The organism is Rhizobium sp. Nf11,1 (genome assembly GCF_050587665.1).
GTDB lineage: Bacteria > Pseudomonadota > Alphaproteobacteria > Rhizobiales > Rhizobiaceae > Rhizobium.
Window position 1 is genome coordinate 15,869 of the sequence record NZ_JBOBHU010000027.1, and the last position, 13,729, is coordinate 29,597.

A 13,729-nucleotide genomic window follows, 5' to 3' on the forward strand; every position below is an offset into this window, starting at 1 on the left:
TGGAAATGCATGCTTGCCATGGCATATCGGGCAGAAGACCTCCGGGAGGCGGCGCCGACAAAAACTGGACCTTCGGATGATGACTTCATTGGTGATGGCTGATGCATTCCAGCGCCTCAGTCTTGCGCTTGCGATCGGCATACTCGTCGGCATCGAACGTGGATGGCAAGAACGCGAGGCCCCGCCGGGCAAGAGAGTGGCCGGTATCCGCACCTATGGCCTCTCGAGCTTCCTCGGCGGCTTCTGCGGCTTCCTGCAACCTATTGCGGGGCCGATCCTACCGACGGCCATCTTCGTATTCTTTTGCATCACGATCCTTGTCTTCAGCCGCATGCAGGCGCTGCGGGAGGGTGACTACAGCGCAACCGGCGCCATTGCTGCGATCACAGTGTTTGCGCTCGGTTTCGGAGCCGTCGTTGCAGATATGACGACGATCGCGGCGAGCGCGGTCGCCATGACGGCACTTCTGGCGGCGCGGGAGCCACTGCACGGATTTCTGCGGAAACTGACCTGGCTCGAGTTGAGAGCCGCCCTGATCTTGTTGACGATGACCGTCGTCATTCTTCCAATTCTTCCCAACGAGGCGGTCGATCCCTGGCAAATGATCAACCCCTTCGAGCTGTGGATGCTGACCATATTCGTGGGAGCGGTTTCATTTGTTGGCTATGTGATGATCCGGCTCACCGACGCCAGAGCCGGACTGCTCCTGACGGGCGCATGTGGGGGTATCGTTTCCTCGACGGCCCTGACCCTTTCCTTTGCCCGACAGTCCAGGCAGATGCCCGCGCTCTCGCCGCTGCTTTCAGCCGGAGCGATGATGGCGGGGGCGGTATCCCTGAGCCGGGTGCTTTTGATTTGCGGTGTCATCGCACCGGCGGTGCTGGAGGAGCTTGCGGCATTGCTTGGCCCGGGTGCGGCGGCGCTTGCCATCGGCGGTGGCTTGGCCGGCTTGTCGCCGCGCGCCGGTGACAGTCCCGACTTTTCACCGAAAAATCCGCTGGAGGTGATCGTCGTCCTACGCTTTGCTCTTCTTCTTGCCGCTGTCACCATCGTGACGCGGGCGGCCTTGGAATTCTTCGGAACGCAGTCGCTGGCGGTGGTCGCCTTCATCACCGGGCTCGGCGATCTCGATGCGATAACGCTTTCGATCGCGAAGCTCCCGAACCTGCCGGCGGACGCGGCTGCACAAGCCATAGCGGTCGCTGCTTTCGCCAATCTTCTTGCGAAAACAGGGCTTGCAGCAAGCGCGGGAAGCCTTGGCTATGCGGTTCGGCTCGCCATCGTGAGCGGTATCGCGGTGCTCGCCGGCCTCGCCGGCTCGTTCATGACGTAAGCGACTGATCTCGTTGTTGGCGCCGGTGCCTGCCGCTCGATCGCGCCGGATCTGACGCGCCACTTCATATGAGTGCCGAGACTCACCACCGTCGGGGAGGTGAGCGGCACTCAAAGGTCGGCTGCATGAATTCTGATGCGCCCGTCGCGCTCAATATCGCCGCGATTGAATTTCGCGCAGGCAATCCGGCTGAAAAGGCCGATATTTTCCTGCAGCCGGCTTTCGTCGCAACGCGGCGGCTGGGCAACCTCAAGGAGGGCTTCCCTGTCGATAACGACCATCTGGTTCGTGCCGCCGGCATCCATGACCAGCAGGGCTTCCTCGCCGGACGACCTCATCATTCCGCTGATCAGCTTCAAAGACATTGCTTATCTCCGGACCGGTTGATTTCGCTGCCGCAAGATGCGCTGCCGGGCTCCTCTGGCAGGCTGCCCGGAGAGCTTATGCCGGCGCGGGCAGCCCAGCCTTGATACATATCAATTAAAGATCGCCGGAACGACTTCTCAGCCAAGGCCGCTCAAGAATTCATCGGTCTCCATGAGCTCCAGTTGCACGGAAAAGCGGTCGTGCAGAAGTTCCAGCGATGCGTCATAGGTGTCGTCGGCGCTGCTGCAGACGGCGTCCTTCAGCATGATGACACGATAGCCGAGATCGATGGCGCCGAGCGTCGCGGCAAGCACGCAGACGTCTGTTTCCCCACCGGTAATCACAAGGGTGTTGACCCGTTCCGATTGAAGAATCGTGTGAAGGCGGCCGTCGATCCAGGGGGAATAGGTGCGTTTGTCGAAATATCTTGCCGGCGGAACATGCGAGGCGAGCGAGGAAGTCAGCTCGACGAGGCCATGTGGAAGATGCTCACCCGTCATCATCCACCATTTCCGGTAATAATCGCGCCATTTTCCCGGCATCGCATCCGCATGCTGAGGCGGCACGAAACGGGTGAAGATCGTTCGGGACGGGTAGCGGCCGGCGAGTTCCTCGATTTGAGGGGAGATCCGGGCCATCCATGGAACGTGCCAAGGCGTGTCTTCGGCAAACATCCGCTGCATGTCGACGCAAAGGTGCCGCCACTCGCCGATCTCGCCCATCACATCCTCCATTCGTCTTGGGGCGTCAACCGCTGCCCGGGGCGAAAGTTCCTGATGCCGAAAGATCAAAGGGCGCTAAGCAATGGCTCCCGGAGCGATCGTCCGTGATGCGGGGCCGCCTTCGGATTTGCCGAAGCAGTCGAGTTCGCGAAGCGGAACCGGTTTGGAGAAGAAGTAGCCCTGGAGGTCGGTGCAGCCGAGGGCGGCCAGAAAGTCCCTTTGATATTCGGTTTCGACCCCTTCGGCCGTCGTCGAAATGCCGAGGTTGCGGCTGAGGGTAACGATGGCGCCGATGATGGCGGCGCCATTGGCTTTTGCGCCCAGCTGTGAGACGAAGGAGCGATCGATCTTGATGCGGTCTATGTCGAAGCGGACCAGGTGGCTGAGGCACGAAAAGCCGGTTCCAAAATCATCCAGCGAAATCTGAACTCCACCGCCACGCAGCGATTTCAGTACCGAATAGACATCCGAGCTATCCTCGATCAGCGAGGACTCGGTGAGTTCGAGCTCCAGTCGAGACGGCGGCAAGCCGGTCTCTTCAAGCACGGCGAAGACCTCCTCGGCGAAGTTGGGCCTTCTCAGCTGGGAGGGAGACACATTCACGGCCACAAAGGTGTTTTTCGGCCAGCTGCCGGCAGCCCTGCAGGCTTCGCGCAGCACCCAGAAACCGAGAGCGTCGATGAGGCCGCCTTCCTCGGCCGCCGGGATGAAGCTGGCAGGCGTCAACAGTCCGCGCTGGCTATGACGCCAGCGCACGAGAGCCTCCGCGCCCGACGCCGAGTATCCGCCCCCGGCGCGATGCACTGTCTGATAGTAGACCTCAAGCGACCCGAAGTCCGGTCTGTGGCCGATCGGACCGGGTTGTGGAACGCCGGCCGACAAGGCCGTGCTCTTTGCCAGAACATCCCGCAATTCGTTCTTGAGGACGTCACGCGCATTCCTGCCACCGTCCATGGACGGCGAATAGACGCGCCACTGGCCTCTTCCGCCCATCTTAGCCTCGTAGAGCGCGACGTCGGCATAACGCATGAGATCGTCGGCATTGCGTCCGGCGTCCGGCACCACGGTCACCCCGATCGAGCCGCCGACCCGGGCGACCGCTTCGCCCCTCAAAAGCGGGAAGGGTCTGCCAAGTTCGGCAACGATCGCTTCGCAGATGGAGGGCAAGATTTGATCATCTTTGACATTCCGGAGAAGCAGGGCAAATTCGTCCCCGCCGAGCCGGGCAAGCGTGTCGCCCGAACGAAGCAACGCGTGGACCCTCTCCGCAGCCAGCCTGATGAGCTCGTCGCCGGCGGCATGCCCGAACGTGTCGTTCACCGCCTTGAAGCGGTCGAGGTCAAGGAGCGCCACTGCCGACCGCTCGGCGGAATTGCGCGTGTCGGCCAGACACTCCTCCAAGCGCATCGCGAACAGGGCGCGGTTGGGAAGGCCGGTCAGCACGTCATGCAGGGCGAGCTGCCTGGCGTGCAGCTCGCTTTTCTTCAGTTCGCCGAGACTGCTTCGCAGGCGGACCAGCAGAACCGAAAACAGGACCGCGATCACCAGGGCGGCAATCGAAAGCGCCGGCATCAAGCGGCCGATCACCCTCGAACCAGGAAGATCAGGTCGCCATACGATAAAGCCGATCGGTTCGCCGTTTGCCGTTGCGTCGATCTGGAACGCCACCTCGTTTTCGTCAGCGTCGGCCGTGCGCGCGAAGCGCGCGCCGTTGAGGCCTTGTTGCCGGCTCAACTCGTCGAGCGCCGCGCCGTCGAGAAACCGCACGACGATCAGGAATTGCCGCATCGGCTGCGGCTGCGGCTCGGCGGCTTCGTTGACGGCAACGACGCCAACGATCGTCGGCCGGCCTTCGAGCCGCATCAGATTGGCCAGTGCATGGTTCGAGCGGGCGGTATTGGCCGCTCGGCTTTCCAATGATGATGGGATCCGTTCGCTGGAAGCGGTGCCGTGGTTCGCCGTCAGGCGCGCGTCTTTCAGGAGAGGCAGAAAGAGCGGTCTCATCCAGCGATAGCGCTTTTCGGTTTCGGCGTCGGTCAGCATGATCAGCTGCGCCTTGTCATCGACGACGAAGGCCTGGTCATAGCCGAAGGCCGACATCGCAGTGTGGCTGATCGCACTCCCGGCCGCCGCCGTGAGAACAGTATCGAGGCTGGAGGAAACTCCGGCTGCCCGGGAGGCCGGATAAACGCCGGAGAGGTAGCCATTGCCGAATTGACCAATGACATGCGCAACTTGATCGACCTGTTCCCTGAGGCGCGCATTGACAAGCTGACGCTGTCGATCGAGGGCTGCCGCGTCGCTCTCGGTTCCCGCCCAGAGCGCGGAAAGCACGACCAGTCCGATCGCTCCGAGCCCGCTGACAGCGATCAGGAATAGAATTCTCCCCGAAGCGATCCAGGATTGCTGAAACGTATTGGAGCTGGAAGGGACAACGATGTGCAAGCCTAAACCCCTGAACCCACCACGGGCGCATTCGTGGACGTTAACAAAGAAGCGTTCACGTAGAATTAAAGGCTGGGGCGCACTATGGCGGAGACTACGCCACAAGGAGTTTCCGACGATGTTGCGCCTATCCATTCAGACTATACTGCGCGGAGCGCTGATGGCGGGCGGATTGGGCCTCCTTCTCGCCGCCGCCTCGCCGCTGCAGCTGGCTGCGCAAGATCGCACGCCTCTGAGAGTTGCCGTCGAAGGAGCATTTCCGCCCTTCAACTATCTCGATGCAAATAACCAGCTGCAAGGCTTCGACATCGATATCGCCAACGCGCTTTGCGACGCCGGCAAGTTCGAATGTCAGTTCATCATCGAAAAGTGGGACGACATGATCCCCGATCTCGTCGCCGGCAAATACGACGCGATCATCTCGTCCATGTCGATGAGCCTGGAGCGCCGCCAGAAAGTCGCTTTTACCGAGAAATATTACACCAGCCCGTCGGTGTTCATCGCCCGGAAAGATTCGCCGATCAGCGACGTCAGCCCCGCCGCCCTCAGTGGCAAGAAACTCGGAGTGACATCGTCCACAGCGCAGGAATCCTATGCTAACCACCTCTATCCTGACCTGGAGAAGACGGTTTTCCGGTCTTCGCCGGAATTATACAAAGGCCTGTCGGACGGGCGAGTCGACATTATCCTTGAGGATAAACTCGCCATTTATGACTGGATCGCCAACACGAAGGCGGGAACCTGCTGCGAGTTCAAGGGGCCGGATCTGGTTGACGTCACCTATTTCGGCGAGGGTGCCGGCATCGCGTTGCGCCTGGACGACAAGGAGCGTCTTGAGCGTTTGAACGAAGCCTTGAAGGCGATCAAGGCGGACGGGACTTACGACATGATCAACGCTAAGTATTTTCCGTTCAGCATCCAGTAGTTTTGCCAAGTTAAAACTAAATAGCGCCGCGCTTCGAAAAGAAGCGCGGCGCTGTCGGTTTGGTCTCCGCTCCTTCGCTTTATGCGGCTTTCGCGACCTCTCCGTGCGGATCGAGGACATATTTCGTTGCCGCGCCATGGTCGAAACTTTCATATCCAGCGGCGGCATCGTCGAGCGGGATGACCTTGGCGTTGACAATATCGGCGATTGGCAACCGGTCGTGGAGGATCGCCTGCATGAGCTGGCGATTATATTTGAGCACCGGAGTCTGGCCGGTGTGGAAGGACTGCGCCTTTGCCCAGCCGAGACCGAAGCGAAGCGAGAGATTGCCGTGCTTGGCGGCATTGTCGACGGCGCCCGGATCCTCGGTCACGTAGAGGCCGGGAATGCCGATCGAGCCGGCGGCGCGGGTGATCTCCATCATCTGGTTGAGCACGATTGCCGGCTGTTCGCCGCCCGAATGGCCGCGTGCCTCGAAGCCGACCGCGTCGATGGCGCTGTCCACTTCGTTGCTGCCGACGACTTCAGCGATCATGTCGCCGAGACGGTCGCTCTTGGAGAGGTCGATGGGCTCAAAACCGACTTTCGCCGCATGTGCGAGGCGGTCCTTGTTGAAATCGCCGATCATGACGACCGCAGCCCCGAGGATGCGAGCCGAAGCCGCAGCCGCTAAGCCGACAGGACCGGCACCGGCGACATAGACGGTCGAGCCGACGCCGACGCCTGCGCGCACAGCACCGTGAAAGCCGGTGGGGAGAATGTCGGAAAGCATGGTGAGATCGCGGATCTTCGCCATCGCCTTGTCCCGGTCCGGAATTTTCAGCAGGTTGAAATCGGCATAGGGTATGGTGACGTAGCGAGCCTGTCCGCCGATCCATCCGCCCATGTCGACATAGCCGTAAGCGCCGCCGGCGCGAGCCGGGTTTACGGTCAGGCAGACGCCGGTATCCTGAGATTTGCAGCAACGGCAACGGCCGCAGGCGACATTGAAGGGCACCGAGACGATATCGCCGATCTCGAGCATCTCGACATCGACGCCTTTCTCGATGATTTCGCCGGTGATTTCATGGCCGAGGATCAGGCCTGGCATTGCCGTCGTGCGGCCGCGGACCATGTGCTGGTCGGAGCCGCAGATATTGGTGGAGATCACCTTCAGGATCACGCCGTGTTCGATGCGGCGGCCGTCCGGCGCTTCCAGCTTCGGATCGTCGATATCGCGGACTTCGACCTTTCCCGGCCGGAGATAGACGACGCCTCTGTTCTTGCTCATGGATTCCTCCCATGTGTTGAATGCCTCGAGCTGCAACCGATGCAGTCGACGGCAAGCTTTCCTCCGGCCTGCCTCCTCTGCAGTCCGGTATTCACATCGCCGCATCGGGCGATATTCGAATTTCGCAGCTAGGCGGGGACAGGCTGGATCGAGGAGAGAGTGGCACGATAGGTCTGGCCTGTCGTTCCGCTCGTCATCGCCCGCCGCAATCCGGAGATCTGCTGCGCAAAGAGCTGGTTCGGGCTCCAGAACCTCCTTTCGATCCGTCTCGATCTCTGGGTATCAAGCCAGCGACCGCCTTGAGGACTTCAGTTCTACCACCGCCGCGCGGCAGCGCGCCGGCCGCTGGCCAGCCTCGCATGTTCATGTCGCCAGCTTGCAAGGCAGCGCCGTGAACATGACCAGAAAACCATGCCTGGTCGAAAACAGCGCCCGAAAAAGCGACATGGGCGCACCTCCAGGCGACAGGCGGCAAAGCCGCAATCACTTTCCGTGGGGAACGACAGATTGATCTCGCGAATGCGGCAGTTTTCCGGATCGCTCCGGATGATGTGATCGCAACTGTCGGGCTTCGCACCGCTGAACATGTGGCACTTGTAATCACATCTTTCGGCCAGCAGCAGATGTCGTTTTCAATCGTGATTGGACTTCGGCTGTGACCTGAGCGAGGCTGTTTCTGGGAGCGGACCATCTATTTTTCCGGGGATAGGAGGCCGAAATGGAACAGCATGCACTCGAGCAATTGAAAACGATCGCTAAGGTCAGCCCGACCTATGATCGCCTTGAAATGACGAGGCGCGAACGCCTAGAACGGTGGGCGGACATTCTGGAACGCAGCCCTAAGCCGTTTCTCAGAACGCTTCACGAGACAGAGTATCAGCCGATTGCCGATCGGCTCGCCTTGCGTGACGACGACACTCCGATCTCTGTTGCGTTCGCTGATCCCATTCTGCGGGCGGCAGGAATGGAAAACGACAGCTATGGCGAAGCCAGGCGGTTCTTCGAACTCAGTGATGAGCAATTGCATGACCTGGTCTGCTTTTGCCATTTCGGGGAACGCGTCAGCGCTGCGACACTGGCTCGCCGCGTACGAAAGATGGCGGCTCATAAACCAGGCGGGTTTTTCGCTCAGCTTCGTGCGTTCTTTGGCTAATTGAGGCTGAGGCCGCCACCTGGAACTATCAAAGGGGGTGGCCCCACCGCCGGCTGAAACGGCCGTCACGGCAATCGCATGGTCGCTCATCGGCGCATGAGCGAACACGACAAGATTCGTCAGCGGAGCGGAGGACAGGCGGCAGCCAGCCGCCCTATGGCCGGCGGCCCCGATTGAAATCGACCGCCGTATGCCAGAACACGGCGCCGAGGATGATGGCGCCGCCAAAATAGGTGGCGACGGGCGGCTCTTCGGAAAATAGCAGCCAGACCCAGAAGGGCGTCAGCACGATTTCCATCGTGCCGATCAGCGCGGCTTCGGCCGGCGGCATTCGCTTTGCCCCGGCGAGGAAGAGCACCAGCGCCAGCGAGAAATTCGTCGCCCCGAAGGCGGCTAGCACGATCCAATTGTGCAGATCGAGCGAGCCGACCGAGCCGAAGGGCGCGAAGATGACAAGCGTCAGGAAAGCACTGACCACGGTCGGCGGCAGGCTCGGCACGCCGGGATCGATGCGCGGAATAATGATGACGAGCGCGAAGGAGGCGGTCATGCCGAGCGCTAAGAGATCGCCCCAGCCGGTGCCGCCGCCGATCGACGAGGCGACGATGATGCCGACGCCGAAGAGGGAGACGGCGCCGGCAATCATCGTTCGCCTGGCCACTCTCTCCTTGAGGATGAGCCAGCCGAACAGCGCGGCGATGAAGGGGGTCGTCGCGTAGATCATCGTCACATTGGCGACGGTGGTCATATAGAGCGCCCCGATGAAGCATCCCTGACTGAAGGTCTGGCATGCGATCATTGCAAGTCCGGACGGATGGAAGACGGAGTGCCATTGCCGCCGCGAGATTCCCCCTTCGAGGAAAAGGCAGGGGATTAGCAGAAACAGGCCTCCGAACAACGACCGCCAGGCGATCGCCGTCCATACGTCGGTCGTGAGCAGCCGCGAATAGACGCCGCTCGCACTCCAGGCGAGCGTCGCGGCAACAATGAGAAGCACACCCTTCTCGTGCTCGCTGCCTGCGAGGCGCGTGGTCGGATTGTCAATGGTCACCACAGATTCTCAAAGAAGGAAGTCGAACGCCGCCCATTTCTGCGCCAGGATTTGACATTAGACAAACGAATAGTAGAGATGACTATCATCGATTTTATCTATGGCTGACCATGCACGAGCCAATCGAAAGCGACCTGTTGAGAACCTTCCTGGTTGTCGCCGAGACATCGAATTTCTCCGCGGCTGCCCAGCGGATCGGCCGGACGCAGTCCGCCGTCAGCACCCAGATCAAGAGGCTTGAGCAGACGATCGGCGAATGCCTCTTTGAGCGCGGCGCCCGCGGCGTGCTGCTGACGCGCCAGGGCATACAGCTGGTGCCTTACGCCCGCAGGGTCATTGATCTCCTGAACGAGGCGGCCGCGACGATCCGCAGCAAGCCGCTGGACGGGCCGGTGCGCATCGGAATCCCCGAGGAATACAGCCAGACAGTTTTGCCGGCAGCGCTTGCGGCTTTCGCTGTGCGTCACCCGGCTGTCGAGGTCACCGTGTCCTGTGATTATACATCACGCAACCTCGCCGCCCTGGAGCGGGACGAACTCGATCTCGCCGTCGTTTTCGACTGGAGCGACCAAACGAAAGGTGAGGTCATCTGCATCGATCCCACAGTCTGGGTCACCTCGATGGTCCACCGGCTGCACGATCTCGACCCCCTCCCCATTGCGACCTATCGCAACTCCACCTGGTCACGTGATTTTGCGCTCCGGTCGCTGGAGCAGATCGGCCGCAACTATCGCATTGCTTTCATCGCCGATACGGGTTCGGGACTGAAGAATGCGCTGACCGCGGGCCTTGCCGTGACAACGCTTTCGCGCAGCAGCATCCCGCCCGGCTGCCGGGAGCTGACCGCCGAAGACGGTTTCCCGCCGGTCGATTCCTCGAAGGTGGTGCTCCGCCGCAGCACCTACCGTTCCACCGAAGCCATCCGCGAGCTTGCCGAGATGATCCGGGACGCGTTCCAGCCTACGTCGCCGCCGCCGATGACGTGATGCGGCGGCGCAAGCGGCGCCTTGTCTCGGACGGGCTTTCGGAAAAACTCGCCCGGTAGCTTCTGGCAAAGGCCGAGGCCGAATTGAAACCGGTTGCCGCCGCGATATCGGCGAAGGAGGCCGTCGTCTCGATCACCTTGCGGCGCGCCGCATTCAGGCGCAGTGCGAGATAATGCACATGCGGCGGTGCGCCGATGCTCTGCTGGAAGAGGTCCTGCAGATGCCTGGCGCTGATGCCGACCCTGCGGGCGATCCGAGCGAGGATCAGGGGCTGCTCGATATGTTCCTCCATCAGCCGCACCGCCTGCGCCACGCGGGGATCGTGCATGCTGAGCCCCGCCGAGGCTGCGGAAAGCGGTTCGTCGCCATGAAAGGAGGGCTGCTCGTAACGGAACAGCCGGCTGACTTCGAGCGCCAGCGAATAACCTTGTCGCTGCCTGATGATCTCCAGCATCAGGTCGACGGTCGGCAGCGAACCCGATGTCGTCAGTCGCTTGCCGTCGATGACAAAACGATCCTTGACGGCCCGCACCTCAGGATAAGCAAGCGCAAAATCCTCGTAATCTTCCCAGTGAACGGTCGCTGGCTGCCCGTCGAGCAAGCTCGCCTCCGCGAGCAGCCAGGTGCCTGACTCAATGCCGGCGATCACCGTGCGGTGGCGGGCGGCCTGGGATAGCTGCATCTTCAGCGCCGGCGTGGCGCTGCCGCGCCAGTTGTAGCTCGCAAGCACGAAGAGCGGTCTATCCTCGGCCGTCGCCCGGAAGATCCCGTCCGCCGGAATGGCGATGTGGCTGGTGGTCGGAACCGGCGCTCCGTCCGGTGTCAGGAGCCGCCAGCGGTAGAGCTCGCTGCCGGAAATGCGATTGGCGCCGCGCAGCGGCTCGATGACCGACGCGATCAGGATCAGGTTCGTATCCGGAAGGACGAGAAGGTCGATATCGAGCCGCTCGGTCGATCGCTGTAGCAATGTCACCTCCATCGATTCCGATAATGTATCAAGAGCTTCTGAAAGCGTAAAGCATCTCTGTTCATGTTGTCGCGTAATGACCATAAGACGGGAGAACAAAAACATGCCTCTTGCGATGAACCGCGATGTCTTTATCACCTGCGCCGTGACCGGCGCCGGCGATACGGTTTCCAGATCCAGCCACGTTCCCATCACTCCCAAGCAGATCGCGGATTCAGCGATCGACGCCGCCAAGGCTGGGGCGGCCGTTGTTCACTGCCATGTCCGCGATCCGGAAACCGGGGCCGCCAGCCGCCGCAATGATCTCTACAGGGAGGTCACCGACCGCATCCGCTCGGCGGATATCGACGTCGTTCTCAACCTCACCGCCGGAATGGGCGGGGACCTGATCTTCGGGGACGTCGAAAGCCCCCTGCCCCTCAATGCGAAAGGCACCGACATGGCGGGCGCCAGCGAGCGTGTCAGCCACGTCGCCGAGTGCCTGCCGGAGATCTGCACGCTTGACTGCGGCACGATGAACTTCAACCTCGGCGACTATGTCATGACCAACACGCCGGCCATGCTGCGGGCGATGGCAAGCAAGATGACGGCTCTCGGGGTGCGGCCCGAAATCGAGGCATTCGACACCGGCCATCTCTGGTTCGCCAAGCAGCTCGCCGAAGAGGGGCTGATCGAAGACCCCGTGTTGATCCAGCTCTGCATGGGCATTCCGTGGGGTGCTCCTGACGACCTCAACACGTTCATGGCGATGGTCAACAATGTGCCTGCGAGCTGGACCTTTTCGGCCTTCTCGATCGGCCGCAATGCCATGGCCTATCCGGCCGCGGCGGTTCTGGCGGGTGGCAATGTGCGTGTCGGCCTGGAGGACAACCTCTTCGTCGGCAGGGGCCAGCTCGCCACCAATGCGCAGCTCGTCGAAAAGGCCGTGCAGGTGGTGGAAGGCATGGGCGCGCGGATCATCGGTCCGGAAGACGTCCGCAAGAAACTCAAACTGACGAAGCGCTGAGGGCGGCATGACAGGGATCAGCAAGGCAGCTTGTATCGGCGGCGGCGTCATCGGCGGCGGATGGATCGCTCGTTTCCTGCTTGCCGGCATCGACGTCGATGTCTTCGACCCGCATCCGGAGGCCGAACGCATCGTCGGCGAAGTGATCGCCAATGCCGAAAAGGCCTATGCCATGCTGACCGGCGCACCGTTGCCGCCGCGCGGCCGGCTCACCTTCTGCAAGACATTGGAGGAAGCGGTCGCCGGCGCCGACTGGATCCAGGAAAGCGTGCCGGAACGGCTCGACCTCAAGCGCGGTGTCTTGACGCAGATCGATGCCGCGGCACGGCCGGATGCCCTGATCGGCTCATCCACGTCAGGACTGCTGCCGACCGACCTGCAGCGGGACATGAAACATCCCGAACGGCTGTTTGTCGCCCATCCCTATAATCCGGTCTATCTGCTGCCGCTGGTCGAAATCGTCGGTGGCGAGAAGACATCGGCGGTGACCATCAAGGCGGCGATGGACAAACTGCCACCGATCGGCATGAAGGGCGTCCACATCGCCAAGGAGATCGAAGCATTCGTCGGCGACCGGCTGCTGGAAGCGCTCTGGCGCGAGGCCCTGTGGCTTATCCACGACGACATCTGCACCGTCGAGACGCTCGACGACGTCATCCGTTATTCCTTCGGCCTGCGCTGGGCGCAGATGGGCCTGTTCCAGACCTATCGTATCGCCGGCGGCGAGGCCGGCATGCGCCACTTCCTTGCGCAGTTCGGCCCATGCCTCGCCTGGCCCTGGACCAAGCTCACCGATGTCGTCGATCTCGACGAGGCGCTGATCGAAAAGATTGGCCGCCAATCCGACGAACAGGCGGCTGGCCTTTCGATCCGCGAGCTCGAACGCATCCGCGACGAAAACCTCGTCGGCATCCTGCAGGCGCTGAAGGGCGGTGACGGCGGCAAGGGCTGGGGCGCCGGCAAGCTTTTGAAGGACTTCGAGCAATCGCTCTGGGCAGGCGGCGGCGGCGCGACCGCGTCGCTCGACCCGTCGAAGCCGCTGAGGCTCGTCGAAACCAAGGTCAGCCCGGCCTGGGTGGATTATAACGGCCACATGACCGAGCACCGCTACCTGCAGGTGTTCGGCGATACCTCGGATGCGCTGCTGCGCCTGATCGGCGTCGATCTCGCCTATGTCGAGGCGGGGCAGAGCTATTACACGGTGGAAAGCCACATCCGCCATCTCGGCGAGGCAAAGCTCGGCCAGGCGATTCACTCGACCTGTCAGGTGCTCGCCGCCGACGACAAACGGCTGCATGTCTTTCACACGCTGTACGATACGTCGAGCGGCGAGGCTCTCGCCACCGCTGAGCACATGCTGCTGCATGTCGACAGCAAGATGGGTAAGGCGGCACCGGCGCCGGCCGCCGTGCTCGACAAGGTCAGGATGATCGCTGCGGCTCATTCGGAATTGGCGCTGCCCGAAGGCGCCGGCCGTTATGTCGGCCAGAAACGGTAAGAGGATC

Annotated in this window: 12 protein-coding genes; 6 read left to right on the forward strand and 6 right to left on the reverse strand. The window is 61.8% G+C overall.

The window, feature by feature from the left end; translation table 11 throughout:
• Positions 1–76: 76 nt before the first annotated feature.
• On the forward strand, positions 77–1,333 hold the full coding sequence (locus ACQ7C1_RS27750; RefSeq protein WP_430960580.1) for an MgtC/SapB family protein: 1,257 nt from the start codon (positions 77–79) through the stop codon (positions 1,331–1,333).
• A 110-nt stretch (positions 1,334–1,443) separates the two neighbouring features.
• On the opposite strand, the gene ACQ7C1_RS27755 is transcribed toward ACQ7C1_RS27750, so the two are convergent.
• The 3 genes from ACQ7C1_RS27755 to ACQ7C1_RS27765 all read right to left on the reverse strand — a co-directional run bounded on the left by ACQ7C1_RS27755 (position 1,444) and on the right by ACQ7C1_RS27765 (position 4,866).
• Positions 1,444–1,698 carry a hypothetical protein gene (locus tag ACQ7C1_RS27755; RefSeq protein WP_430960581.1) on the reverse strand — a complete coding sequence of 85 codons (255 nt, stop codon included), beginning with the start codon at positions 1,696–1,698 and terminating at the stop codon, positions 1,444–1,446.
• A gap of 138 nt (positions 1,699–1,836) precedes the next feature.
• A complete protein-coding gene (locus tag ACQ7C1_RS27760) occupies positions 1,837–2,421 on the reverse strand; it encodes a cysteine hydrolase family protein (protein ID WP_430960582.1) in 585 nt (194 codons plus the stop codon).
• 75 nt (positions 2,422–2,496) lie between these two features.
• Entirely contained in the window at positions 2,497–4,866 is a 2,370-nt protein-coding gene (locus ACQ7C1_RS27765) for a putative bifunctional diguanylate cyclase/phosphodiesterase (protein ID WP_430960583.1), read from the reverse strand.
• Positions 4,867–4,984: 118 nt separating this feature from the next.
• Between ACQ7C1_RS27765 and ACQ7C1_RS27770 the strand changes: the two genes are divergently transcribed.
• Entirely contained in the window at positions 4,985–5,791 is an 807-nt protein-coding gene (locus ACQ7C1_RS27770; protein ID WP_430960584.1) for a transporter substrate-binding domain-containing protein, read from the forward strand.
• 79 nt (positions 5,792–5,870) lie between these two features.
• Here the strand turns inward: ACQ7C1_RS27770 and fdhA are convergent, their stop codons facing one another.
• Positions 5,871–7,061, reverse strand: a complete 1,191-nt coding sequence (fdhA, locus tag ACQ7C1_RS27775; RefSeq protein ID WP_020922845.1) for a formaldehyde dehydrogenase, glutathione-independent — start codon at positions 7,059–7,061, stop codon at positions 5,871–5,873.
• Between the two features lie 718 nt (positions 7,062–7,779).
• Between fdhA and ACQ7C1_RS27780 the strand changes: the two genes are divergently transcribed.
• Positions 7,780–8,214 carry a hypothetical protein gene (locus tag ACQ7C1_RS27780; protein ID WP_085780690.1) on the forward strand — a complete coding sequence of 145 codons (435 nt, stop codon included), beginning with the start codon at positions 7,780–7,782 and terminating at the stop codon, positions 8,212–8,214.
• A 154-nt stretch (positions 8,215–8,368) separates the two neighbouring features.
• On the opposite strand, the gene ACQ7C1_RS27785 is transcribed toward ACQ7C1_RS27780, so the two are convergent.
• Positions 8,369–9,265, reverse strand: a complete 897-nt coding sequence (locus ACQ7C1_RS27785; RefSeq protein WP_097599139.1) for a DMT family transporter — start codon at positions 9,263–9,265, stop codon at positions 8,369–8,371.
• Between the two features lie 110 nt (positions 9,266–9,375).
• On the opposite strand from ACQ7C1_RS27785, the gene ACQ7C1_RS27790 reads away from it, so the two are divergent.
• Positions 9,376–10,251 (forward strand): LysR substrate-binding domain-containing protein, encoded by an 876-nt coding sequence (locus ACQ7C1_RS27790; RefSeq protein WP_085780691.1) that lies wholly within the window; start codon positions 9,376–9,378, stop codon positions 10,249–10,251.
• Here the strand turns inward: ACQ7C1_RS27790 and ACQ7C1_RS27795 are convergent.
• Positions 10,226–11,224, reverse strand: coding sequence for a GlxA family transcriptional regulator (locus ACQ7C1_RS27795; protein WP_430960585.1), 999 nt, complete (start codon positions 11,222–11,224; stop codon positions 10,226–10,228). The genes ACQ7C1_RS27790 and ACQ7C1_RS27795 overlap by 26 nt on opposite strands.
• 97 nt (positions 11,225–11,321) lie before the next feature.
• On the opposite strand from ACQ7C1_RS27795, the gene ACQ7C1_RS27800 reads away from it, so the two are divergent.
• Positions 11,322–12,224, forward strand: coding sequence for a 3-keto-5-aminohexanoate cleavage protein (locus tag ACQ7C1_RS27800; RefSeq protein WP_430960586.1), 903 nt, complete (start codon positions 11,322–11,324; stop codon positions 12,222–12,224).
• A gap of 7 nt (positions 12,225–12,231) precedes the next feature.
• Positions 12,232–13,722 carry a carnitine 3-dehydrogenase gene (locus ACQ7C1_RS27805; protein WP_430960587.1) on the forward strand — a complete coding sequence of 497 codons (1,491 nt, stop codon included), beginning with the start codon at positions 12,232–12,234 and terminating at the stop codon, positions 13,720–13,722.
• Positions 13,723–13,729 lie beyond the last annotated feature (7 nt).